The sequence below is a fragment of the Rahnella sp. RFA10(1/100) genome (assembly GCF_004195115.1).
In the GTDB taxonomy this organism is placed as follows: Bacteria; Pseudomonadota; Gammaproteobacteria; order Enterobacterales; family Enterobacteriaceae; genus Rahnella; species Rahnella perminowiae.
This window is the reverse complement of the sequence record NZ_SEWR01000001.1, coordinates 750867-774770: the sequence shown is the minus strand read 5'-3', so window position 1 is coordinate 774770 and position 23904 is coordinate 750867. Positions and strand designations below refer to the sequence as shown.

The window sequence follows — 23904 nt, the reverse complement described above, 5'->3', positions numbered from 1 at the left end:
CTCTGTGGCTGAGGTTCTGTCAGAGAATATTTACTGAGGACGTGTGGCCGCTTTCATTTCACTGACGAAACGGGAAAGCTGAGCCAACATTTCGGAAGGCTGATGCTGATTGTTTTCGATAATGCGTACCGTCGCTGAACCGGAAATAGCCCCGGCAGCTCCCGCAGCCAGCGTTTCTTTCACCTGCGCAGGTTCGGAGATACCGAAACCCTGTAAAGGCGGCGCTGCATGGTATTCACGAAGCTTATCCACTAAGTGATTCAACGGCGTCAGTGCACGTTTTTCCGTCCCCGTCACACCTGCGCGTGACAGCAGATAAGTATATCCGCGGCCATGGGACGAAATTTCACGCAGCAAATCATCAGAAGCATTTGGCGGGCAGATAAAGATAGGGGCGATGCCGTGGCGCAACGCGGCAGCACGGAATGGCGCAGACTCTTCAAATGGCACATCGGCAACCAACACCGAATCAACACCCACTTCAGCGCAACGCTGATAGAAGGTTTCAATGCCGTTGTGGAACACAAGATTGGCATACATGAGCAGCCCAATCGGGATATCCGGATGTTTTTCACGGATGCGTGCCAGCATATTGAAGCATTGTGTCGGCGTCACACCCGCAGCAAACGCGCGCAGGTTTGCATTCTGAATGGTCGGGCCATCAGCCAGAGGATCGGAGAACGGGACACCCAGTTCCAGTGCGTCGGCACCGGCTTCAATCAGCGTATCGATAATTGACAGTGACAGCTCAACGCCCGGATCGCCCAGCGTGACGAAAGGAACAAACGCCCCTTCTTTTTTGCTTTCCAGACGCTTGAATAATTGCTGATAACGTTCCATTAAATTTCTCCCCGGGCAGTCAGGATGTCGTGTACGGTGAAAATGTCTTTGTCGCCGCGTCCGGACAGGTTAACCACCAGAATCTGTTCTTTTTCTGGCGTTTCCTTGATCAGTTTCAGCGCGTAAGCCAGCGCATGAGAGGATTCCAGGGCCGGAATAATCCCTTCATGGCGGGACAATTCTTTAAACGCGTCCAGCGCCTCATCATCGGTGATTGAGACATATTCTGCACGGCCAATGCTGTTGAGGAAGGCGTGTTGCGGACCAACAGACGGAAAATCCAGACCGGCAGAAATAGAGTAAGACTCTTCAATCTGGCCTTCTGAAGTTTGCATCATTGGCGCTTTCATGCCGAAGTAAATGCCCACGTGGCCATGTTTCAGCGGGGCACCATGTTGGCCGGTTTCAATGCCCAGACCGCCGGGTTCGACGCCAATCAGCTTCACACTGGTATCGTCGATAAAATCGGCAAACATACCGATCGCATTAGACCCCCCGCCGACGCAGGCAATGACGGCATCCGGCAGACAGCCTTCTCGTTCCTGCATTTGTGACTTGGTTTCTTCGCCGATCATGCGCTGGAATTCACGTACGATGGTCGGATACGGATGGGGACCTGCTGCCGTCCCGAGCATGTAGTGCGATTTCTCATAGCTGCCGGACCAGTCACGCAGCGCCTCATTACAGGCATCTTTCAACGTGGAAGAACCGCTGTGCACCGGGATGACTTCAGCCCCCATCAGACGCATACGGAATACGTTTGGCGACTGACGCTCAATGTCTTTTGCGCCCATATAAATGCGGCATTTCAGGCCGAGCAGTGCACAGGCCAGTGCCGATGCCACGCCATGCTGACCTGCACCGGTTTCGGCGATGATTTCCGTTTTGCCCATGCGTTTGGCCAGCAATGCCTGACCCAACACCTGGTTAGTTTTATGTGCGCCGCCATGCAGCAAATCTTCACGCTTAAGATAAAGCTTGGTTTTGGTTCCTGCTGTCAGGTTCTTACACAGGGTCAGCGCCGTCGGACGGCCTGCGTAGTTTTTCAGTAAATCAATGAATTCAGCCTGAAACTCAGGGTCGCGCTGCGCACTGACAAAAGCTTCTTCCAGCTGAGCCAGCGCAGGCATCAGAATTTGCGGGACGTACTGGCCGCCAAATTCGCCGAAGTAGGGATTAAGTAAAGTCATGTTATTGCGTCCTGTCTGTCAATTTTTGCGTCATTGCGTGCGGCTTAATACGCCCGCAATGTCTGGAATACGGCGGTAATTTTTTCAGCATCTTTGATGCCAGGTTCGCTTTCAACACCGGAGTTGAAATCCAGCCCTGCGCAACCGAGCTGCGCGGCCTGGACGCAATTATCAGCGCTTAGTCCGCCAGCCAGCAGCACATTGCTCAAATCCTGCCCGGCCAGCGTGCTCCAGTCGAAACGATAACCGGTGCCACCTTTACCGTTGTCCAGCACGTAGCGGTCAACGTGATTCAGGTTGCGTGCCGGAACGGTGTCTTTGACACTCAGCGCCTTCCAGATCTGAACCGTTTGCGGCAATGCTGTGCGCAGTGCGTCGATATACGCCTGGCTTTCATCTCCATGAAGTTGCACGGCGGTCAGACTCAGGGTCTGCGCGGTTTCTGCCACCTTACTGACTGGCTCATCACGGAATACGCCGACATATTTAAGCGGCGCACCGTTCTGTACTTCTTTCGCCAGCGTTTGGGTTACGAAGCGCGGTGACGCTTGTACAAAAATCAATCCGCCATAAATAGCGCCAGCCTGGTGCGCGGCTTTGGCATCCTGAGGGCGGGTCAGGCCACAGACCTTGTTTTCACCCAGCAGCACGCGACGCACGGCGCTGCTCAGGTCTTGTTCTGACATCAGGGCGCTGCCGATCAGGAAGCCATTGGCGAAGCGGCTGAGTTCACGGATTTGTCCGTAGGTATTAATACCTGATTCACTGATGACCGTGACACCATGCGGTACGCGCGGTGCCAGCTCACGGGTGCGGTTAAGGTCGATGGATAAATCGCGCAGGTCACGGTTATTGATACCGACGACTTTGGCTTTCAGTTTAACAGCGCGATCCAGTTCTTCTTCATTACTGGCTTCCGTCAAAATACCCATGTTCAGGCTGTGTGCCACGGCCGCCAGCTGAACGTACTGAGCATCATCGAGCACGGAGAGCATCAGCAAAATGGCATCGGCCTGATAGAAACGGGCCAGATGGATCTGATACGGGTCGATAATAAAATCTTTGCACAGCACCGGCTGTGTGACGGTTTTACTCACCAGCGGCAGGAAATCAAAACTGCCCTGGAAGTATTTCTCGTCCGTTAAAACGGAGATGGCGGAAGCGTAGTCTTTATACACGCTGGCGATTTCTACCGGATCGAAATTCTCGCGGATCTTACCTTTCGACGGAGAAGCTTGTTTACATTCCAGAATGAAGGCCGTTCTTGCCCCTTGCAGGGCATGGTAGAAACTGCGCTGGCTCTGTGTTATTTCATTCTGAAAGCTGGCCAGTGGTTGCTGTTCTTTGCGTGCCGCGACCCAAATTTCTTTATCGCGAACAATTTTGTGGAGCACCGTTTCCTGCTGCATCACTTATCCTCTTGCTGCCAGTGCCACCACGCGCTGGTAGGGTTCACCGCTGCGCATGACGGCCAAAGCCTGTTGTGCGTTTTGCTTTAAATCTTCCTGACCGAACAGACGCAGTAACATCGCCACATTGACGGCTACCGCAGCTTCATGGGCCGGATCTCCTTTACCTTGTAATAAGCGTGCCAGAATGTCACGGTTTTCTTCCGGCTCACCGCCCAGCAGGGATTCAATCGGATAATTATCCAGACCGAAGTCCTGTGGTGTCAGTTCGTAAGTGGTTATCTGACCGTCTTTCAGCTCCGCAACCTGCGTTGCTGCGTGGATCGCCACTTCATCCATCCCACCACCGTGAACCACTGCCGCACGTTCATAACCCAGCGCCCGCAATGTTTCTGCAATCGGCAGCACCAGTTCAGGGCTGTATACGCCAATCAGTGCCAGCGGCGGACGCGCCGGGTTAATCAGCGGACCCAGCACGTTAAACAGGGTGCGGGTTTTGAGTGATTTACGTACCGGCATCGCATGACGGAAACCGGTGTGGTATTGCGGCGCAAACAGGAAACACACGCCCAGATCATCCAGCGCGGCCCGTGATTCTTGCGCAGGCATATCCAGACGGATGCCAAACGCGGCCAGTAAATCGGAAGAACCCGAACGGCTGGATACACTGCGGTTGCCGTGTTTGGCGACCCGGGCTCCGCAGGCCGCCGCGACAAATGCGCTGGCGGTGGAAATATTGATGCTGTTGGTGCCGTCGCCACCGGTGCCGACAATGTCCGCGAACGCATAATCAGGACGCGGGAACGGCTCGGCGTGCGACAGTAACGCTTTGGCGGCTCCGGCGATTTCAGCCGGTTGTTCGCCGCGCACTTTCATGCTGATTAATGCCCCGGCCAGTTGCGCCGGTTCGAGTTCGCCCTTCACGATGGCGGTAAATAGCTGCTGGCTTTCTTCCTGCGTCATCGTCTGAGCGCGAAACAGGTTTTCGAGAATGCCGGGAATAGTTTGCGTTTGCATGACAGTTCTCCTTACGCCAAAGCCCAGGCCAGTGTCTGCTCAAGCAAACGGGCGCCCTGTGAAGTTAAAATAGATTCCGGGTGGAACTGGAATCCACAAACCCGATCTTCTTCGTGACGTACTGCCATCACCATATCGCCGTAACGGGCGTTGACGGTCAGCCCGTCGGGGATCTGGCTGCCCACCAGCGAGTGATAACGCGCGACCGGCAGCGGGTTGTGCATGCCGGCAAACATCGCTTCATTGTCATGCGTAATTGCCGAGGCTTTACCGTGCAGGATTTCCCCGGCCTGCCCGACGAAACCACCGTAGGTTTCCACAATCGCCTGATGGCCGAGACAGATACCGATAATCGGCAACTGACCGCGCAGACGTTTGAGCAACTCTGGCATGCAACCGGCTTCGGAAGGTGTACCCGGTCCCGGCGAAAGCACCAGCACCGGTTTTTCCAGCTGACTGAGTTTTTCGATAATGACGTCAGCCGGGATCTGATTGCGGTAAATCACCACGTTGTGGCCGCTTGAACGCAACTGATCGACAAGGTTGTAAGTAAAGGAATCGACGTTATCGATGAGTAAGATATCGGCCATCTTAAAATACCTCTTTCGCATTATGGGCGGTGGCGATGGCACGCAGCACAGCACGGGCTTTATTACGGGTTTCGTCGGCTTCGGCTTGCGGAACGGAATCAAGTACCACGCCGCCGCCAGCCTGTACGGTGGCGATGCCGTCTTCGACATAGGCCGAGCGGATTACGATGCAGGTGTCTAAATCACCGTGAGCGGTGAAATAACCGACTGCGCCGCCGTAACTGCCGCGACGGGTTTGCTCGGAGGCTGAAATCAACTGCATGGCGCGAACTTTCGGTGCGCCGGTCAGCGTGCCCATGTTCATTACTGCCTGATAGGCGTGCAGGACGTCCAGGTCATGACGCAGTGTGCCGACGACGCGGGACACCAGGTGCATCACGAAAGAGTAACGGTCAACTTTGGTCAGGTCGGCGACATAACGGCTGCCCGGCTCACAGATACGCGCCAGATCATTACGTGCTAAATCCACCAGCATCAGATGTTCGGCCAGTTCTTTATGGTCAGTACGCATTTCCAGTTCAATACGGCTGTCGAGATCCAAATCCAGTGAACCGTCAGCACGACGGCCACGCGGACGTGTCCCGGCAATCGGATAAATTTCAATCTGACGGTTTGTCGCATCGTATTTCAGTGCGCTTTCCGGAGAGGCACCGAACAAGGTGAAATCGTTGTCCTGCATGAAGAACATGTACGGGCTTGGGTTGTTGTTTTTGAGTGTTTCATACGCTGCCAGTGGGGCAGGGCACGGCAGTGAGAAGCGACGGGAAGGGACTACCTGGAAAATCTCACCGGCGCGGATCGCCACTTTCATCTTCTCCACCACAGCACCAAACTCTTCATCACTCTGATTTACGCTCAGTTGCATCTCCGGCACGCTCTGGTGCGGAATGGCATGAGGGGGTAATTGTAACTGGTGTTGCAGTTGTTCAAGGCGAGTATGCAGACGCTGTTTCTCTTCCGGTGACGGCGTAAACAGGCTGGCCTGCAAGCGGCATGAACGGTTCTGGTGGTCCAGCACCAGCAGTGTTTCTGCCAGGTAGAAGCAAAAATCCGGGCACCGCTGGTCGGATTCTAATACCGGTAAATCTTCAAAACCGGCGACCAGATCGTAAGCAAACAGACCGCCGAGGAACATCGCTTCGCGCTCATCAGCGGGTGTTTCCACCGAGGTCAGGATACTGCGCAATGCATCAAACACGGAGCGTGAACGCAGACGGGCGTCTTCGTCCTGCATCTGGTCAATGGACGGGAAGCGCAGTTCGCGTCCGTTCGGACGCACATCGTTGCGAATTTCAGCCGGTAACGCGGCGTCAATCAGTGAGAGTAATGACGCGCCGTTTGGCGTCAGTGCCTGAATTAAAACCCGGGAACCGAGTGCAGTGATACGCAGTGCGCTGTCCACAATCAGCAGGCTCTGAAGATTTTCTTTGCTGGTCACTTCGGAGGACTCCAGCAGCAGGGTCGCCGGACGGGCACCACACAACTGGTGAAAAATGGCCGTCGGGTCGCCGCGGTAACATCCTTCTGCGGTCAGCAATTCTAAACGTGGTTTCTGAATAGTCATTTTGCTTCCTGAAATTTTTTCAACGTTTGTGTGAAACGGATTTCTGATAGGCGGCCACAAAAAAGCCCGCATTATGCGGGCTTCGGGAATCTTGCAGCGTCTGATGACAGCTATGCGTGATTACTCCGCCCGCCAAGGGGAAGTACGCCACCAGCTGAGAACCGCCATCATGTGAGTTTTCATCATCAGACACTCTTGTTTGTTTATAGAAGCTATCGTCTTTAAAACGTAAGCTTTCTGAATCGGTTTGTCACGCCGTTCATTGCTGAACTGCCCCGTGAACTTGCGTACTAGTAAACTAGTTCAGCGGTATAAAGTCAACCCTCTTTTTCCACCATTCCCAACATCAGTGCGCCTGTAGGGTGCAAAAAGTGTTAAAGCACCATAACAGTGCGTAATGACCGGGTGAAATCATCCCTAACGTGTAAAGTCCTAACGCGTTATGATATGCACTGCATTCAGAAACAGGTTAAATCCGCACGTGACGATGACTTTGCCAACAAACACTTTGCCTTCAGCAGACGACCAGACAACCCGCTCCGCCTTTACTCTTTACGATCTCCACAGCCATACCACCGCCTCTGACGGCTATTTAACACCGCAAGCGCTGGTGGCGCGTGCTGTAGAAATGCGTGTCGGCGTACTGGCGATCACCGATCACGACAGCACGGAAGGGCTGGCGCGCGCGGCGCAGGCGATAGCTGATAATCATCTGCCGTTGCAACTGGTAAACGGTGTCGAGATTTCTACGCTGTGGGAAAATCATGAGATTCATATTGTCGGGCTGGGCATCGACCCGGCCCATCAGGCGATGGTGGATTTACTGAAAGCACAGGCGGAATTACGCCAGCAGCGCGCCCGGGAAATGGGGCGACGCCTGGCGAAAGCGCGCATCGAGGGGGCATGGGAGGGGGCATTACGTCTGGCCGATGGCGGCGCCGTCACCCGTGCGCATTTTGCCCGCTATCTGGTGGAAACTGGCGTGGCTGACAACATTGCGCAGGTGTTCAAAAAATACCTCGCCAAGGGCAAGACCGGCTACGTTCCGCCACAGTGGTGTACAATAGAACAAGCGATTGATGCGATTCATCAGTCTGGCGGACAGGCGGTGGTCGCCCACCCGGGACGTTATGACCTATCCACAAAATGGCTGAAACGCTTACTGGCGTTCTTTGCCGAACAAGGCGGTGATGCCATGGAAGTCGCACAATGTCAGCAGGCACCGAATGAGCGTGCTCAACTTGCGGCTTATGCCCGTGATTACCAGTTGCTCGCCTCGCAGGGGTCTGATTTCCATCAGCCTTGCTCGTGGATTGAACTGGGGCGAAAACTTTGGCTTCCTGCAGGCGCAGAGCCGGTCTGGCAACACTGGCCGTCCCCGGGAGAACAGCCTGAAATTGAACCGGTCTGAAGCACGACCGCAGAAGAAGAATTAAGAGGGAACAATGAGTCAATATTTTTATATCCATCCGGAAAACCCGCAGCCCCGCCTGATTAATCAGGCCGTAGAATTGCTGCGCAAAGGGCAGGTTATCGTCTATCCGACAGATTCCGGTTATGCGCTCGGTTGCCGTCTGGAAGAGAAAAACGCCATGGAGCGTATTTGTCGTATCCGTCAGTTAGACAGTAACCATAACTTCACGCTGGTATGCCGGGATTTGTCTGAGCTATCGACTTACGCGCATGTTGATAACGCGGCTTTCCGGCTGATGAAAAACAACACGCCGGGTAATTACACTTTTATCCTGAAAGCCACCAAAGAAGTACCGCGCCGCCTGATGAGCGAAAAACGTAAGACGATTGGCCTGCGGGTGCCCTCCAATCCGATTGCGATTGCCTTACTGGAAGCGCTGGGCGAGCCGCTGATGTCTACCACACTGATGCTGCCGGGCAATGATTTTGCAGAATCTGATCCTGAAGATATCAGAGATCATTTGGGTAAAGTTGTGGATCTGGTGATCGATGGCGGTTCTATCGGCCAGCAGCCTACTACAGTGATTGATCTGACCGAAGCGGCGCCGGAAGTGGTGCGTGAAGGCGCGGGTGATCCCGCGCCTTTCCGGTAACGATTGTTGGAAAAATAAACAGCCCGTACAAACCATTGCAGGATACAAATTGCGGATAACTGTGTATAATGGCGGGCTGGCTTTTTTATAAGTCATTGTAATAATACGTAATAACTGAATTTTGGCGGGCAGACGAGGGTCAACGTCGTGCTGCCGGCTCCCCCCGACGCCTGTGAAGGCGACAAATGAGGCTGCTCAATGAGCGAGAAGTATAATTCCCAGAAACACACCAGCGACAAAGCCAAAGGGTCACGTCCATCTGGTGACAAGCCAAAAAGTGGCAGAAATTCCGGCGCAGCAAAAAGCCGTCCGGAGCCGTCACGGGCTGAAAAACGCGGCGAAAAGCCACGTACTGATAAACCACGCAGCGACAAGCCGCGTTCAGACAAACCACGTTCTGACGCAGGCCGCGGCGATTCACGTATCGAAAATTCCCGTATTGAAAAACCACGTACAGGCAAGCCCGGCCGTCCGGAAAATGCCCGTGGTGAAAAGCCTCGCGCGCCGCTGAAACCGCGCGGGACAAAACCCAAAGCTGAAGCACTGTTTGATGAAAACGGTGACGAAGAAGAAGTGAAATACCAGAAGCCGAAGAACGCGCTGGACAGCACCGAAGGGCAAAGCGAAAAACTGCAAAAAGTCCTCGCTCGTGCGGGCCACGGTTCACGTCGTGAAGTCGAAGCGATGATTCAGGCTGGCCGCGTCAGCGTCGACGGTAAAATTTCTACGCTGGGCGACCGCGTGGAAGTCACCGGCGGCACCAAAATTCGTCTCGATGGCCACGTTCTGTCAGTGATGGAATCACAGGACACCGTTTGCCGCGTGCTGGCGTATTACAAGCCGGAAGGCGAGTTATGTACACGCAGTGATCCGGAAGGGCGCCCGACCGTTTTTGACCGTCTGCCAAAAATGCGCGGTTCCCGCTGGATCGCAGTAGGCCGTCTGGACGTTAACACCTCGGGTCTGCTGTTATTCACTACCGACGGTGAACTGGCTAACCGCCTGATGCACCCGAGTCGTGAAGTTGAGCGCGAATATGCCGTGCGCGTTTTCGGTCAGGTTGATGATGAAAAAATCAAACAACTGAGCCGTGGTGTGCAGCTGGAAGACGGCCCTGCGGCATTCCGCTCGATCAAATTCCAGGGCGGTGAAGGTCTGAACCAGTGGTACAATGTGACCCTGACAGAAGGGCGCAACCGCGAAGTTCGTCGTCTGTGGGAAGCCGTTGGCGTACAGGTAAGCCGTCTGATCCGCGTACGTTATGGGGATCTGAACCTGCCTAAAGGCCTGCCTCGCGGCGGCTACAAAGAGCTGGATCTGCCGGATATTAACTATCTGCGTACACTGGTCGACATGACCGAAGAAACCGTCAGTAAGTTGCCGGTTGAGCGTGACCGTCGCCGTGTAAAAGCCAACCAGATCCGTCGTGCTGTTAAGCGCCACACTCAGGTTGCACCGGCCCGTCGAACTACCGGTCCGGCAAAACGGGGTTAATCGCTGACAAGCGAGGCACTTGTGTCTATGCTCATAAACCGCAGTCTGTGACTGCGGTTTTTTTTGCTCAAAATTCAGGGCGTAGCCATCTTCTGTTACACACCCTGTTTATGAATACAACGCAAGGAGCCGATTATGATGTTGATTACCGGAGGTGCCCGCAGCGGCAAGAGCCGTTTTGCCGAGCAGGTGGCAGAGAAACGCGGGGGCGAAGTATTGTATATCGCCACGTCGGTCATAACCGATGCGGAAATGGCGGAGCGTATCCGTTATCACCAGCAACAACGCCCGGCTCACTGGCATACGTTTGAAAGTTACCGGGATCTGGGAAACATCATCCTCGAGCATCAGGTACAGTTTCCGACCATTATTATCGAGTGCATCACGACGCTGATGACCAATCTTTTGTTTGATATTGTCGGTGAAACATCGGTGGAAGATATGGATTTTGAAGCGATAGAGCAGCATATTTTTGCGCAAACCACGCAACTGACGAAAGTTGCGCAACAGGCTGACTCCGAAGTGATTATCGTCACCAATGAAGTCGGAATGGGCATTGTGCCGGATAACCTGCTGGCGCGACGTTTTCGTGATATCGCCGGGCGGGTGAATCAGCAACTGGCGGCTGCGGCGGACGATGTATACCTGATCGTATCCGGCATCCCGGTTCCGGTGAAAACCTCGGAATAAAACGATGAAGGAAAGGGAATTTATTATGGCCTTATGGCGACTGTTTCTCGCAATGTTGCAGTTTCTCACCCGTATCCCGGTCAGGGAACGCTGGTGTGACGGCATCGGACTGAAAGAGTATGCGCGCGGTATTGTGTGCTTTCCGCTGGTCGGGCTGGTCATCGGGTTACTGACCGCGCTGGTGTGGCTGTTTCTGCTGCCGCACGTCGGGGCGCTACCGGCGGCGATTGCCGTTGTCATCGTACATATCATGCTGACCGGCGGTTTACATCTCGACGGGCTGGCTGACAGTTGCGACGGCTTATTCTCCGTGCGCAGCCGGGAGCGGATCCTGGAAATTATGCGCGACAGCCGCATTGGCACCTACGGCGCACTGGCACTGATTGTGGCTGTTCTGCTTCGTACGGCGTTGATTTATCAGCTTAGCGCCGACGGACTGCCAGTGCTGACATGTCTTATCCTCACGCCGGTGGTCGGGCGTGGCATGATGGCGGTGATGATGTACCGTCAGGCCTATGCCCGCGAGTCGGGAATGGGCAATTTATTTATCGGTAAAATCAGCGAGGGGCATTTTTATATCACCTTGTTGCTGATGGCCTTTCTGACGCTGATTGTCGGCGGATTCACGACACTGCCGGCACTGCTTATTACACTGACAGGTGTGCTGGGCTTACGGTATTTTATCGCCCGGCGTATCGGTGGCCAGACCGGCGATACGTTGGGCGCAGCGTGCGAGTTGAGCGAACTGCTCTTCCTGTTTTTCCTGTTATGGCACTGAGAAAAGGGACTCAATAATGAAACTGTATCTGATACGGCACGGACAAACTCAGGCTAATGTTAACGGCGTATTTTGTGGCAGCAGCGACATTGTGCTGACTGCGGAGGGGGAGCGACAGGCGCAGCATGTGGCGCGTCAGCTGGCTGCTACGCCGCTGGATGCCCTGATCCATACCGATATGCGCCGCAGCCGTGATATGGCCGGTATCATTGCCCACGGGCGCGAACTGACGATAGAGACTCAGCCATTGTTGCAGGAGATGGCGTTTGGCGAGTGGGAAATGCGTCATCACAATGAACTCGAAGCCTCACAGGCAGAAGGCTATCAGGCCTGGTGTCAGGACTGGCAAAAGGCCGAGGTGCCACAGGGGGAATCCTTTACGGCGTTCACCTCGCGTATCCGTCAGGCCTTGCAGCAGTTGCATTTGCGTCCGCAGGAAAGCAGGCTCGCGATAGTGGCACATCAGGGTTCACTCAGCCTGTTGCTGGCGATGATGCTTAAGCTGGCACCTGCGGATATGTGGCGTTTCCCGTTTAAACAAGGCTGTTTGTGTGAAATTGATCTCAGCCCCGGCACTTGTGTGATTCAGCGCTTTAACGACAGCGGTATTTAACTTTTCAAACACATAAGGACGACACCATGGCTTCGCTGGCAAACATTCTCCGTCAGATAGCGGTTCCCGATGCACCGGCCGCTCAGAGGGCGGCGGCACGACTCGACAGTCTGGTGAAACCGCCGGGCAGCCTGGGTCGTCTGGAACAACTGGCGATTCAGCTGGCTACAATTCGCGGTAACCACCCCCTGCATTTCCCGAGCAAAGAAGTGTTGGTGATGGCAGCCGATCATGGTGTATGGCAGGAAGGCGTCACGCCGTCCCCACAGGCGGTAACGGCGATCCAGGCGGTCAATATTGTGCAGGGGAAAGCCGGGGTTTCGGTGCTGGCACGGGTGGCCGGTGCGCAGGTAACGCTGATTGACTGCGGTATCATTGGCGCGGATATTCCCGGAACGCTCAATCATAAGGTCGCGCAGGGAACGGGCAATATTGCCACCGGCCCGGCCATGACGCGCGAAGAGGCGGAATCTTTACTGATCTGGAGTGCGGAACGGGTGATCGCGAAAGCCGAAAGCGGGTTATCCCTGCTGGCTGTGGGTGAGCTCGGAATGGCAAACACCACGGCTGCGGCTGCGATGGTGGCTGTACTGACCGGCGCTGCGCCAGCACAAACCGTCGGGCTGGGTGCAAATCTGCCACCTGACAGACTGGCGCATAAAATCAGCGTGGTCGAAAAAGCCATTGCGGTAAATCAGCCTGATCCTTCAGATGCGCTGGATGTGATGGCGAAAGTCGGGGGCTTTGAACTGGTCGCCATGGCAGGGGCCATGATCGGAGCCGCGGCGTCTGGTATTCCGCTGGTACTGGATGGTTATCTTTCTTACGCCTCAGCGCTGGCGGCATGCCAGATAGCCCCCGGGCTGAAACCCTACCTTATTCCTTCACATATATCAGCCGAGCAGGGCGCGACGCTGGCACTGGAAGCACTGGGGTTGCAACCGTATTTTGATCTGAACTTGCGACTTGGCGAGGGCAGCGGCGCGGCGCTGGCGTTACCGCTGATTGATGCCGCCTGTGCCGTTCATAACGAAATGGCGACACTGGCGGAGTGTCAGATAGTGCTTTGAAAGTGAAAACAGGGTATCACCAGTCGATGCCCTGTTGCGCCATAATGCCGGCGTCAAAGGCATGCTTCACCGGACGGAGTTCGCTGACCGTATCAGCCATTTCCAGCAAATCACGGTGGCAGCCGCGCCCGGTGATAATCACCGTCTGATGCGCCGGACGCGTGTTCAGGGCCTCGATCACTTCCTGCAAATCCAGATAACCGAAACTGACCATATACGTCAGCTCATCAAGCACCACGAGATCTAATGATGTATCGGCCAGCATCCGTTTGCCGTGTTGCCAGACGGCCTGACAGGCTTCGGTATCGGTTTCTTTATTCTGCGTTTCCCAGGTAAAACCGGTCGCCATCACCTGAAATTCCACGCCGTGAGGTTCGAGCAGGTTTTTCTCGCCGTTAGGCCATTCCCCTTTAATAAACTGGATCACTGCTGCGCGCATACCGTGCCCGACGGCGCGGGTTACCGTACCAAAGGCCGCCGTGGTTTTTCCCTTACCGTTACCGGTAAACACAATCAGGATCCCGCGTTGTTCTTTTGCGGCGTCAATGCGTGCATCAACCTGTTCTTTCAGCTTTTGCTGGCGCTGTTTATGGCGATCTTCGGTCATCAGAGGCTCCGTGGTTATTCTGCCGGACCGGCTTTGCGCCCCGGCTGGGCATCAAAACTGATACCGGTTTTACGGCGGCTGTCATCGCCCATCAGATACAAATACAGCGGCATGATATCGGCCGGTGTTTTGAGTTTATCTTTGTTCTCATCAGGAAAAGCGGAGGCGCGCATGCCGGTTCGTGTGCCGCCAGGATTGATGCAATTGACACGCAGGCCGGTGTGTTTATGCTCTTCGGCCAGCACCTGCATCATGCCTTCGGTGGCAAATTTTGACACGGCGTAAGCGCCCCAGCCGCTGCGGCCTTCGCGTCCGACGCTGGACGTCGTGAACACCAGCGAGGAGCTGGCAGATTTCAACATCAGCGGCAGTAACGCCTGGGTCAGCATAAACGTGGCGTTAACATTGACCTGCATGACGTCCATCCAGTCCTGCAATTTAATTTCAGCCATCGGCGTGATATCAGTCAGCAAACCGGCGTTATGCAAAACGCCGTCGAGATGCGGCACCCATGCGGCGATTTGCTCTGCGACGCGCTGGCAATCCTGCTGACTGGCGGTCAGTAAATCCAGTGCATAAATGAAAGCCGGCCGCAAATGACGAGCCGCAATTTCCTGCTGTACACTGGCGAGTTTACTTTCGGTACGGCCCAGCAAAATGACCTGCGCGCCGAAACGGGCATACGTCAGTGCGGCTTCACGGCCGATGCCGTCGCCAGCGCCGGTAACCAGAATGATACGATGATTGAGCAAATCGGATTTAGGATGATAATGCACGGTCAGTCCTCTTAATGGGGCGGTTATGTGGCGGCAAACGGCCGTCATCACATCAGGCGCTCTTCATATCACAATGGCGAAAACGGGAGTTGTTGCGCTCAACCAGAATTCGCCATTTTGATGAGAATTTTAGGTTTTTCGCGAGTGATCACCGCTTATATGCCTCAAATGGGCATCAGTTTCAATGATTAACCGAAAAACGGGCAGCTCTTTTGTAACAAAATTGGAACACAGACGCACTCTGTTTTACGCCTGAGTCAGGATGTCATCTTCGAACAAGACGTCAGTACGGCGATTGTTTAGAATGATTAACAACTTTCTCACCACGGTTTTATTACCACATTGAAAAGGCGGTATGTGTGGATTTACTTTCTCTTTACGGGCTGTTTTTGGCCAAAGTTGTGACTGTAGTTATTGCCATCGGGGCACTGGTCGTTTTACTTGTTGGTCTTCGTCAACGTAAGTCTCACGGTAAAGGTGAGTTGCAGCTAATCGATTTAGGCGAACAGTACCGCGAAATGCAACGTGAAATGCGCCATGCGCGCATGAACCCTGCCGAGCTAAAAATTCATAGCAAACAGCTGAAAAAAAAGAACAAAGCGGAGGAAAAACAGAAAAAACTGCAGGCCAAAACCGGGAGTCCGAAAAGCAAACCCTGCCTGTATGTACTCGATTTCAAAGGCAGTATGGATGCCCACGAAGTGACATCGCTGCGGGAAGAAATTTCAGCCGTGCTGGCCGTGGCCACGCCGGAAGATGAAGTATTGCTACGCCTGGAAAGTCCGGGCGGTGTGGTACATGGTTACGGGCTGGCGGCTTCTCAGCTGGTGCGTCTGCGTCAGAGCGGTATTCGTCTGACGGTTGCGGTGGATAAAGTTGCAGCCAGCGGCGGTTATATGATGGCCTGTGTAGCGGACAGGATTGTCGCCGCGCCGTTTGCCATCATAGGTTCAATCGGCGTCGTTGCCCAGATCCCTAACTTTAACCGTCTGCTGAAACGAAATGACATTGATATTGAGTTGCACACTGCGGGCGAGTTTAAACGTACCCTGACTTTATTGGGTGAAAATACCGAAGAAGGCCGGGAAAAATTCCGTGAAGATCTGAACGAAACCCACGTGCTGTTTAAAGAATTTGTACATCAGAACCGGCCGTCGCTGGATATTGATGCGGTCGCCACCGGTGAACATTGGTTCGGTACCCAGGCGCGTGAGAACGGTCTGATTGATGCTATTGGCACCAGTGATGATTTACTGATTGCGGAAATGAAAAATCATGAAGTGATTGCGGTGCGTTACAGCCGCCGTAAACGTATGATGGACCGCTTCACCGGTAGCGCGGCACAAAGCGTGGATCGCCTGTTCCTGCGCTGGTTACAACGCAGTCAGAAACCTCTGTTGTAATTTTTTTCCCGGAACATATAAAAGAAAAAGGGACATCCGTCCCTTTTTAATCCGAAAGAGTGAGTCTCGCCGTTTATCGGTTACCTATACCTTTATTAGCGATTCTTTTATCTCAATCTTCGAGATGGTATTTTTCTGAAAAAAGATGGGCCAGATGTTTAAACATATTAAATACTGCGGTGGTTTTTCTGGTCGGTAAGCCGTCTTCATCCATGAAAAACTCCCCGCGGAAAACCAGCACATTACCTTTCTGCTCAACCTCTGTCGCCAGCATTCCGTGGATGTAATCTTCGTGCTCACGGATAACCTTATTCGCTTCGATCAGTAAAGCTTCGCGGCTAATTGCCGATGTATTTTCGTGCATGATATTTACTCCCCACTATAATTGCTGACGTTATTGTAATCCTGACGTTGATAAAACCGCAAATCTGCTGGGGGTAATCCGCTTAAGCAGGCTGGTTATATTTTGAGCAATCTATAAAAGGCGGATGCGATTTGGCGAAAAAGGCCTTTCCGTGTTAATTAGTTTGCGTGGCGATTTTTATCAGGTAGAGTGTGGGATTTTGTGGCTTCAGGTGGAATGTTTTGTTTACGCTTGGTTGTTATTTGACTTAAAAACGGGCGCGTTCTGCTGAGCCCTGTCTGGTTAATCCCTCGCAGAATCAGTGATTTGAACCTCTGGAAGTCAGTGCGTTCCTTCTTTTAAAGAAATCAGTTGACGTTCTGACTCACTGCCGCAATATAAAAAAAGACGTGTAATTGTGCCGCGGCATAACTAGGCAAAATCTTCTTCAGATGATGAAGAATCATTCAGGTAAAGGTAATTATGGGCAAAGCTCTCGTAATAGTTGAGTCCCCGGCAAAAGCCAAAACGATTAATAAATATTTAGGAAATGACTACGTGGTTAAGTCCAGCGTCGGTCATATCCGTGATTTACCCACCAGTGGATCCGCTGCTAAAAAGACCGCCGACTCAACCGAAGAAAAAACAAAGAAAAAAGTAAAAAAGGATGAGAAGACCGCGCTGGTTAATCGCATGGGCGTCGACCCGTATCACGGTTGGGAAGCACAATACGAAATACTTCCGGGTAAAGAAAAAGTTGTTGCTGAGTTAAAAGCGTTAGCGGAAAAAGCTGACCACATCTATCTCGCAACCGACCTTGACCGCGAAGGAGAGGCGATTGCCTGGCATTTGCGGGAAGTGATTGGCGGTGATGACAAACGTTTCAGCCGCGTCGTATTTAATGAAATTACCAAAAACGCGATCCAGAACGCCTTTAAAGAACCGGGCGAACTGAATATTGATCGTGTGAACGCTCAGCAGGCGCGTCGTTTCATGGACCGCGTGGTGGGTTACATGGTATCTCCGCTGTTGTGGAAGAAAATTGCCCGTGGTTTATCCGCAGGTCGCGTTCAGTCCGTGGCGGTGCGTCTGGTTGTCGAGCGTGAGAAAGAAATCAAAGCGTTCGTGCCGGAAGAATACTGGGAGTTGCATGCGGATTTGCTGGCGAAGAAAGAAACCGCGCTGCAAATGGAAGTGACGCATCATCTCGACAAACCGTTCAAACCGGTGAATAAAGAACAAACTCATGCGGCCGTTTCGCTGCTTGAGAAAGCGCGCTATACCGTGGTTGATCGTGAAGACAAACCAACCAGCAGTAAGCCGGGTGCGCCTTTCATTACTTCCACGTTGCAACAGGCGGCCAGTACGCGTCTGAGCTTTGGTGTGAAGAAAACCATGATGATGGCACAGCGTCTTTACGAAGCCGGTCACATCACCTATATGCGTACTGATTCCACTAACCTGAGTCAGGATGCCGTGGAAATGGTGCGCGGCTATATCGGCGAAAATTTCGGTAATAAATATCTGCCGAAAGCTCCGCTGCAATACAGCAACAAAGAGAATTCTCAGGAAGCGCACGAAGCGATTCGTCCTTCTGACGTAGCCGTGACGTCTGAACAATTGAAAGATATGGAAGCGGATGCGCAACGTTTGTATCAGCTGATATGGCGTCAGTTTGTGGCCTGTCAGATGACACCGGCTCAGTACGATTCCACTACGCTGACGGTGAAAGCCGGGGATTATTCTTTGCGCGCCAAAGGCCGTACGCTGCGTTTTGATGGCTGGACCAAAGTGATGCCGGCGTTGCGTAAAGGCGACGAAGACAGAACCCTGCCCGCCATCGAAGTGGGGACGGATCTGGAACTGCAACAACTGCTGCCGACTCAGCATTTCACCAAGCCGCCTGCGCGTTTTAGCGAAGCGTCACTGGTGAAAGAACTGGAAAAACGGGGTATTGGCCGCCCGTCTACTTATGCGTCGATCATTTCGACCATTCAGGACAGGGGCTACGTTCACGTTGAAAACCGTCGCTTCTATGCAGAAAAAATGGGCGAAATCGTTACCGATCGTCTGGAAGATAACTTCCGTGAACTGATGAACTACGATTTCACCGCACGTATGGAAGACGGGCTGGATCAGGTCGCCAATAACAAGGCGGAATGGAAAGCCGTTCTGGATGAATTCTTCACTGAATTCAGCAAGCAGCTGGAAACGGCTGAGAAAGACCCTGAAGAAGGCGGTATGCGTCCGAATCAGATGGTGCTGACCAGCATTGAATGTCCGACCTGCGGACGTCCGATGGGGATACGTACCGCCAGCACCGGTGTGTTCCTGGGATGTTCCGGTTATGCCTTGCCGCCGAAAGAACGCTGCAAAACCACCATCAACCTGATTGCTGATGCCGAAGTGTTGAACATTCTGGAAGGTGATGAAGCCGAAGCTAATGCGCTACGCGCCAAACGCCGTTGTGCCAAATGCGGTACGGCGATGGACAGCTATCTCATCGATAATCAGCGTAAATTGCATGTCTGTGGTAACAACCCGGAATGTGATGGTTATGAAATCGAAGAAGGCGAGTTCCGTATCAAGGGTTACGACGGCCCGATCGTTGAGTGCGAGAAATGTGGCTCTGAAATGCACCTGAAAATGGGGCGTTTCGGTAAATACATGGGCTGTACCAACGACGAGTGCAAAAACACTCGTAAGATTTTGCGAAACGGTGATGTGGCGCCGCCGAAAGAAGATCCGGTTCCGCTGCCGGAATTGCCGTGTGAGAAATCAGACGCGTATTTCGTGCTGCGTGACGGTGCGGCAGGGGTATTCCTGGCTGCCAACACATTCCCTAAATCGCGCGAAACCCGTGCGCCGCTGGTGGAAGAACTGAAGCGTTTCAAAGATCGCTTACCGGAAAAACTCAGCTATCTGGCCGATGCGCCGGTGGCAGATCCGGAAGGGAATAAATCCATGGTGCGTTTCAGCCGTAAAACTAAGCAGCAGTATGTGTCTTCAGAAAAAGACGGCAAAGCCACGGGCTGGACCGCTTTCTTTGTGGACGGCAAATGGGTTGAAGGCAAAAAATAATTATCGCCTTCATATTTCAAGTTGCCGGTGCGTTGGCTGCACTCAGTCGGCCCAGTCACAGGGTCAGCCATGCTCCCGGGGATGCCAGAGTTTGTCGCATTCCTGCAACTCGAATTATTTAGGCGATAACAGATTTATTTCACTCTGTTAAGCAGGTGTAAAAAACCAGTCCTCCGGGCTGGTTTTTTTATTGCATTCAGATCTATCATCGACCCTGATTTGCTGTTTTTCTTATCAGGGCAGCGCTGCCCGCAATTGTCATTATGTTCTCTGGCTATACAACGCGTTAATTATTGATATAATTGTTATATAAAATTTATTCTTATGCATTCAGGTAATAAGTTAATGCATCTGGGGCATAAATAACGTTCGTTAACAGACTACCGGCATTCATTATAAAATTATTTCAGTCTGTTCAGCCCCCGGGTGAACAGGGATGACGGCAGGGTGCGAAAACTAGGATGGTATGAGATATGAAATTGCAGCAACTGCGCTATATCGTAGAGGTTGTTAATCACAATCTGAACGTCAGTTCGACGGCAGAAGGCCTGTACACGTCGCAGCCCGGGATCAGCAAACAGGTGCGGATGCTGGAAGATGAACTGGGGATCCAGATTTTTTCCCGCAGTGGAAAACATCTGACGCAAGTCACACCGGCAGGGCAGGAAATCATCCGTATTGCCCGTGAAGTGTTGTCTAAAGTGGATGCGATCAAAGCCGTTGCCGGTGAGCATACCTATCCGGACAAAGGTTCGTTGTATGTGGCGACGACACACACGCAGGCACGTTATGCTTTACCGAATGTAATTAAAGGTTTTATCGAGCGTTACCCCCGTGTTTCATTGCATATGCATCAGGGATCGCCGACGCAGATTGCTGAAGCGGTTTCGAAAGGCAATGCGGATTTCGCGATCGCTACCGAAGCGCTCCATTTATATGACGATCTGATCATGCTGCCTTGCTATCACTGGAACCGTGCCGTGGTGGTTCAGCCTGATCATCCGCTGGCGGGTAAAGAGAAGGTCACCATTGAAGAACTGGCAGCCTATCCGATTGTGACTTATACCTTCGGCTTCACCGGCCGTTCAGAACTCGATACTGCATTTAACCGCGCCGGTCTGACGCCACGCATTGTATTCACCGCCACAGATGCTGACGTGATTAAGACTTATGTTCGTCTGGGACTGGGCGTGGGTGTCATTGCCAGCATGGCGGTTGATCCGATCCAGGATCCGGATCTGGTGACCGTGGATGCGAGTGATATTTTCACCTACAGCACCACCAAAATCGGCTTCCGCCGCAGTACATTCCTGCGCAGCTACATGTATGATTTCATCCAGCGCTTTGCGCCACATCTGACGCGTGACGTGGTGGATACGGCTATTTCCCTGCGCTCCAACGAAGATATTGAAGAGATGTTCAAGGACATCAAGCTGCCGACAAAATAAGTCGTCACAAACGTAGCGCCTCTCTGATCCCGTTGCATCCTTACCCGATGCGGCGGGATTTTTTTTGCCTGATGATCAGTTTGAGCTGTTATAAAAATGTTAACGATAAATTGTGTTATCTTTAAGTATGCACTTATAAGCCAGCGGGTTATTACGCATGGCCACGCTGAGCGCTAAAGGAGAAGCTATGTCGTCTATTCGCAAGAACAGTCTGGATAAGCTGGCTGTCCGGGAGAAAGAATTCTACTACTACAGCCTGCCACTCGCGGCCAAAACGCTGGGTGATATTCAGCGTCTGCCAAAATCCCTCAAGGTATTACTCGAAAATTTACTGCGCCACGTCGATGGTGACACTGTCACCGAAAATGATCTGCAGGGGCTGGTCGAATGGCAAAAAACCGGTCATGCCGACCGCGAAATTGCTTATCGTCCGGCGCGGGTGCTGATGCAGGATTTTACGGGTGTACCCGCTATCGTCGATCTGGCCGCGATGCGTCAGGCGGTAAAACGCCTTGGCGGGAATGTCGATCAGGTCAATCCTCTGTCACCTGTTGATCTGGTTATCGACCACTCGGTAACTGTCGATGAATTCGGTGATGATGAGGCATTCAGTGAGAATGTGCGTCTCGAAATGGAGCGCAACAACGAGCGCTACCAGTTCCTGCGCTGGGGGCAAAAAGCCTTTAACCGTTTCCGCGTTGTGCCGCCGGGTACCGGGATTTGTCATCAGGTCAATCTTGAATATCTCGGACAAACTGTCTGGTATGAAGAACAGGAGGGTAAAACGGTCGCTTATCCTGACACCCTGGTCGGGACAGATTCCCATACCACGATGATTAACGGTCTGGGGATTCTGGGCTGGGGTTGTGGCGGTATCGAAGCCGAAGCCGCGATGCTCGGGCAGCCGGTTTCCATGTTGATCCCGGACGTTGTGGGTTTCAAACTGACCGGTAAATTACGTGAAGGCATTACCGCGACTGACCTGGTGTTGACGGTCACCCAGATGCTGCGTAAACACGGCGTGGTGGGGAAATTTGTCGAATTCTACGGTGATGGCCTGGCGGACTTACCTCTGGCTGATCGCGCGACCATTGCCAATATGTCGCCGGAATTCGGTGCAACCTGCGGCTTCTTCCCGGTAGATGATGTGACACTGAGTTACATGAAGCTCAGTGGCCGCAGTGACGAACAAATCGAACTGGTCAAAGCCTATTCTCAGGCTCAGGGTTTATGGCGCCATCCCGGTGACGAGCCGGTATTCACCAGTACCCTGGCGCTGGACATGGGCGACGTAGAGCCGAGTCTGGCCGGGCCGAAACGTCCTCAGGATCGTGTCGCGCTGCCCAATGTTCCGAAAGCATTCAAAGCGGCGACTGAACTGGAGTTGGGTAACAGTAAGCCGGGGCGTAGCGATAAAGAAAGTTTCACGCTGGAAGGCCAGCATTATTCGCTGACCACCGGTGCGGTAGTGATTGCGGCAATCACCTCTTGTACCAATACTTCAAACCCGAGCGTGCTGATGGCGGCCGGTCTGCTGGCGAAGAATGCCGCTGAAAAAGGCCTGGCCAGCAAGCCGTGGGTAAAAACATCGCTGGCACCAGGTTCCAAAGTGGTGACCGATTATCTTAATGCGGCAGGTCTGATGCCACATCTGGAGAAACTGGGTTTTAATCTGGTGGGCTACGGCTGTACGACCTGTATTGGTAACTCCGGGCCGCTGCCGGAACCCGTTGAGTCAGCGATCAAAGCGGGTGATTTAACCGTCGGAGCCGTGCTTTCCGGCAACCGAAACTTTGAAGGGCGTATTCATCCGCTGATTAAAACCAACTGGCTTGCCTCGCCGCCGCTGGTGGTGGCGTATGCGCTTGCCGGTAATATGAATGTCGACCTGACGCAGGATCCTCTGGGGGATGGGGCTGATGGCAAGCCTGTTTACCTGAGAGATATCTGGCCGTCGGCCAACGATATCGCCAATGCAGTCGCACAGGTGACGACAGACATGTTTCATAAAGAGTACGCCGAGGTGTTTAACGGCGATGCGAACTGGCAGTCGATCCAGGTTGAAGGTACGCCAACTTACACCTGGCAGGAAGATTCTACCTACATCCGCCATCCGCCGTTCTTCAGTGATATGAAGGCTGAGCCAGATGCACTGGAAGATATCAAGGATGCGCGAATACTGGCGATTCTGGCGGATTCAGTGACCACCGACCACATTTCGCCTGCCGGGAATATCAAGGCTGACAGTCCGGCTGGTCTGTACCTGACCCAGCATGGGGTCGAGCCGAAAGCCTTTAACTCCTATGGTTCACGGCGTGGTAACCACGAAGTGATGATGCGCGGAACGTTCGCCAATATCCGCATCAAAAATGAAATGGTGCCGGGTGTGGAGGGCGGTTATACACGTCATATTCCGTCGCAGGATCAGCTGGCGATTTACGATGCGGCGATGCGCTATCAGCATGAAAATGTGCCGACCGCTGTGATTGCCGGTAAAGAGTACGGTTCAGGTTCAAGCCGTGACTGGGCGGCCAAAGGCCCGCGCCTGCTGGGCGTTCGTGTGGTTATCGCCGAATCATTCGAGCGTATTCACCGTTCGAATCTGATCGGAATGGGGATTTTACCGCTTGAGTTCCCGCAGGGTGTGACGCGCAAAACGCTGAAACTCACCGGCGATGAGCAGATCAGCATCAGCGGATTGCAAACCCTGACGCCGGGGCAGGATGTCGCGGTACATATCACTTTCGCCGATGGCCATACTGAAACGATCGATGCACGTTGTCGGATCGATACCGGCAATGAGCTGACGTATTTCCAGAACGGCGGTATTTTGCATTATGTGATCCGCAAGATGCTGTAATATCTGTTCTTCTGCCGATCAAAAAGGGCACCTTCTTAAGGTGCCCTTAATATTTTCATCGCACT

Annotated in this window: 18 protein-coding genes, 1 pseudogene and 1 other annotated feature; of the genes and pseudogenes, 11 read left to right on the top strand and 8 right to left on the bottom strand. The window is 53.2% G+C overall.

Annotated features, from left to right (window positions below):
- Positions 1-30 precede the first annotated feature (30 nt).
- The 5 genes and pseudogenes from trpA to ETV65_RS03325 form a co-directional block, all read right to left on the bottom strand.
- On the bottom strand, positions 31-840 hold the full coding sequence (gene trpA, locus ETV65_RS03350; RefSeq protein WP_129951571.1) for a tryptophan synthase subunit alpha: 810 nt from the start codon (positions 838-840) through the stop codon (positions 31-33).
- Positions 840-2030 carry a tryptophan synthase subunit beta gene (gene trpB / locus ETV65_RS03345; RefSeq protein ID WP_129951570.1) on the bottom strand — a complete coding sequence of 397 codons (1191 nt, stop codon included), beginning with the start codon at positions 2028-2030 and terminating at the stop codon, positions 840-842. The genes trpA and trpB overlap by 1 nt, the downstream gene beginning before the upstream one ends.
- 44 nt (positions 2031-2074) lie before the next feature.
- Positions 2075-3439 carry a bifunctional indole-3-glycerol-phosphate synthase TrpC/phosphoribosylanthranilate isomerase TrpF gene (trpCF, locus tag ETV65_RS03340; protein ID WP_129951569.1) on the bottom strand — a complete coding sequence of 455 codons (1365 nt, stop codon included), beginning with the start codon at positions 3437-3439 and terminating at the stop codon, positions 2075-2077.
- Positions 3440-3442: 3 nt separating this feature from the next.
- Positions 3443-5046, bottom strand: a pseudogene (gene trpD, locus ETV65_RS25095) (bifunctional anthranilate synthase glutamate amidotransferase component TrpG/anthranilate phosphoribosyltransferase TrpD).
- Position 5047: 1 nt separating this feature from the next.
- The gene (locus tag ETV65_RS03325; protein ID WP_129951566.1) at positions 5048-6610 is read right to left on the bottom strand and encodes an anthranilate synthase component 1; all 1563 of its coding nucleotides are present in this window, start codon (positions 6608-6610) and stop codon (positions 5048-5050) included.
- Between the two features lie 56 nt (positions 6611-6666).
- Positions 6667-6769, bottom strand: a sequence feature (Trp leader region).
- Between the two features lie 328 nt (positions 6770-7097).
- On the opposite strand from ETV65_RS03325, the gene ETV65_RS03320 reads away from it, so the two are divergent.
- The 7 genes from ETV65_RS03320 (at position 7098) to cobT (ending at position 13321) form a co-directional block, all read left to right on the top strand.
- Positions 7098-8021 carry a PHP domain-containing protein gene (locus ETV65_RS03320; RefSeq protein WP_129952123.1) on the top strand — a complete coding sequence of 308 codons (924 nt, stop codon included), beginning with the start codon at positions 7098-7100 and terminating at the stop codon, positions 8019-8021.
- Between the two features lie 34 nt (positions 8022-8055).
- A complete protein-coding gene (locus ETV65_RS03315) occupies positions 8056-8676 on the top strand; it encodes an L-threonylcarbamoyladenylate synthase (RefSeq protein ID WP_129951565.1) in 621 nt (206 codons plus the stop codon).
- Between the two features lie 573 nt (positions 8677-9249).
- Positions 9250-10170: a 23S rRNA pseudouridine(2605) synthase RluB gene (gene rluB, locus ETV65_RS03310; protein WP_233432907.1), complete on the top strand. Its 921-nt coding sequence runs from the start codon at positions 9250-9252 to the stop codon at positions 10168-10170.
- 135 nt (positions 10171-10305) lie between these two features.
- Positions 10306-10860: a bifunctional adenosylcobinamide kinase/adenosylcobinamide-phosphate guanylyltransferase gene (gene cobU, locus ETV65_RS03305; protein ID WP_129951563.1), complete on the top strand. Its 555-nt coding sequence runs from the start codon at positions 10306-10308 to the stop codon at positions 10858-10860.
- A 25-nt stretch (positions 10861-10885) separates the two neighbouring features.
- The gene (gene cobS / locus ETV65_RS03300) at positions 10886-11638 is read left to right on the top strand and encodes an adenosylcobinamide-GDP ribazoletransferase (protein WP_129951562.1); all 753 of its coding nucleotides are present in this window, start codon (positions 10886-10888) and stop codon (positions 11636-11638) included.
- Between the two features lie 16 nt (positions 11639-11654).
- A complete protein-coding gene (gene cobC, locus ETV65_RS03295; protein ID WP_129951561.1) occupies positions 11655-12251 on the top strand; it encodes an alpha-ribazole phosphatase in 597 nt (198 codons plus the stop codon).
- A 26-nt stretch (positions 12252-12277) separates the two neighbouring features.
- Positions 12278-13321, top strand: coding sequence for a nicotinate-nucleotide--dimethylbenzimidazole phosphoribosyltransferase (gene cobT / locus ETV65_RS03290; protein WP_129951560.1), 1044 nt, complete (start codon positions 12278-12280; stop codon positions 13319-13321).
- A gap of 16 nt (positions 13322-13337) precedes the next feature.
- On the opposite strand, the gene cobO is transcribed toward cobT, so the two are convergent.
- Positions 13338-13928: a cob(I)yrinic acid a,c-diamide adenosyltransferase gene (gene cobO / locus ETV65_RS03285; RefSeq protein ID WP_129951559.1), complete on the bottom strand. Its 591-nt coding sequence runs from the start codon at positions 13926-13928 to the stop codon at positions 13338-13340.
- Between the two features lie 14 nt (positions 13929-13942).
- Positions 13943-14704 (bottom strand): YciK family oxidoreductase, encoded by a 762-nt coding sequence (locus tag ETV65_RS03280; protein WP_129951558.1) that lies wholly within the window; start codon positions 14702-14704, stop codon positions 13943-13945.
- Between the two features lie 359 nt (positions 14705-15063).
- Between ETV65_RS03280 and sohB the strand changes: the two genes are divergently transcribed.
- Positions 15064-16107: a protease SohB gene (gene sohB, locus ETV65_RS03275; RefSeq protein WP_129951557.1), complete on the top strand. Its 1044-nt coding sequence runs from the start codon at positions 15064-15066 to the stop codon at positions 16105-16107.
- 112 nt (positions 16108-16219) lie between these two features.
- Here the strand turns inward: sohB and ETV65_RS03270 are convergent, their stop codons facing one another.
- Entirely contained in the window at positions 16220-16471 is a 252-nt protein-coding gene (locus ETV65_RS03270) for a YciN family protein (RefSeq protein ID WP_129951556.1), read from the bottom strand.
- 462 nt (positions 16472-16933) lie between these two features.
- Here ETV65_RS03270 and topA point away from each other — a divergent pair, with 462 nt between their 5' ends.
- From topA to acnA, 3 genes are all read left to right on the top strand, one after another.
- Positions 16934-19531, top strand: coding sequence for a type I DNA topoisomerase (gene topA / locus ETV65_RS03265; protein WP_129951555.1), 2598 nt, complete (start codon positions 16934-16936; stop codon positions 19529-19531).
- Between the two features lie 473 nt (positions 19532-20004).
- The gene (gene cysB / locus ETV65_RS03260) at positions 20005-20979 is read left to right on the top strand and encodes an HTH-type transcriptional regulator CysB (protein WP_129951554.1); all 975 of its coding nucleotides are present in this window, start codon (positions 20005-20007) and stop codon (positions 20977-20979) included.
- 187 nt (positions 20980-21166) lie between these two features.
- Positions 21167-23839, top strand: a complete 2673-nt coding sequence (gene acnA / locus ETV65_RS03255; protein ID WP_129951553.1) for an aconitate hydratase AcnA — start codon at positions 21167-21169, stop codon at positions 23837-23839.
- Positions 23840-23904: the final 65 nt, after the last annotated feature.

Bases quoted from the DNA above. Each gene is read 5' to 3' on its own strand.
- trpA (WP_129951571.1), bottom strand. From the start codon at position 840: ATGGAACGTTATCAGCAATTATTCAAGCGTCTGGAAAGCAAAAAAGAA.
- trpB (WP_129951570.1), bottom strand. From the start codon at position 2,030: ATGACTTTACTTAATCCCTACTTCGGCGAATTTGGCGGCCAGTACGTC.
- trpCF (WP_129951569.1), bottom strand. From the start codon at position 3,439: ATGCAGCAGGAAACGGTGCTCCACAAAATTGTTCGCGATAAAGAAATT.
- ETV65_RS03325 (WP_129951566.1), bottom strand. From the start codon at position 6,610: ATGACTATTCAGAAACCACGTTTAGAATTGCTGACCGCAGAAGGATGT.
- ETV65_RS03320 (WP_129952123.1), top strand. From the start codon at position 7,098: ATGACTTTGCCAACAAACACTTTGCCTTCAGCAGACGACCAGACAACC.
- ETV65_RS03315 (WP_129951565.1), top strand. From the start codon at position 8,056: ATGAGTCAATATTTTTATATCCATCCGGAAAACCCGCAGCCCCGCCTG.
- cobU (WP_129951563.1), top strand. From the start codon at position 10,306: ATGATGTTGATTACCGGAGGTGCCCGCAGCGGCAAGAGCCGTTTTGCC.
- cobS (WP_129951562.1), top strand. From the start codon at position 10,886: ATGGCCTTATGGCGACTGTTTCTCGCAATGTTGCAGTTTCTCACCCGT.
- cobC (WP_129951561.1), top strand. From the start codon at position 11,655: ATGAAACTGTATCTGATACGGCACGGACAAACTCAGGCTAATGTTAAC.
- cobT (WP_129951560.1), top strand. From the start codon at position 12,278: ATGGCTTCGCTGGCAAACATTCTCCGTCAGATAGCGGTTCCCGATGCA.
- cobO (WP_129951559.1), bottom strand. From the start codon at position 13,928: ATGACCGAAGATCGCCATAAACAGCGCCAGCAAAAGCTGAAAGAACAG.
- ETV65_RS03270 (WP_129951556.1), bottom strand. From the start codon at position 16,471: ATGCACGAAAATACATCGGCAATTAGCCGCGAAGCTTTACTGATCGAA.
- topA (WP_129951555.1), top strand. From the start codon at position 16,934: ATGGGCAAAGCTCTCGTAATAGTTGAGTCCCCGGCAAAAGCCAAAACG.
- cysB (WP_129951554.1), top strand. From the start codon at position 20,005: ATGAAATTGCAGCAACTGCGCTATATCGTAGAGGTTGTTAATCACAAT.
- acnA (WP_129951553.1), top strand. From the start codon at position 21,167: ATGTCGTCTATTCGCAAGAACAGTCTGGATAAGCTGGCTGTCCGGGAG.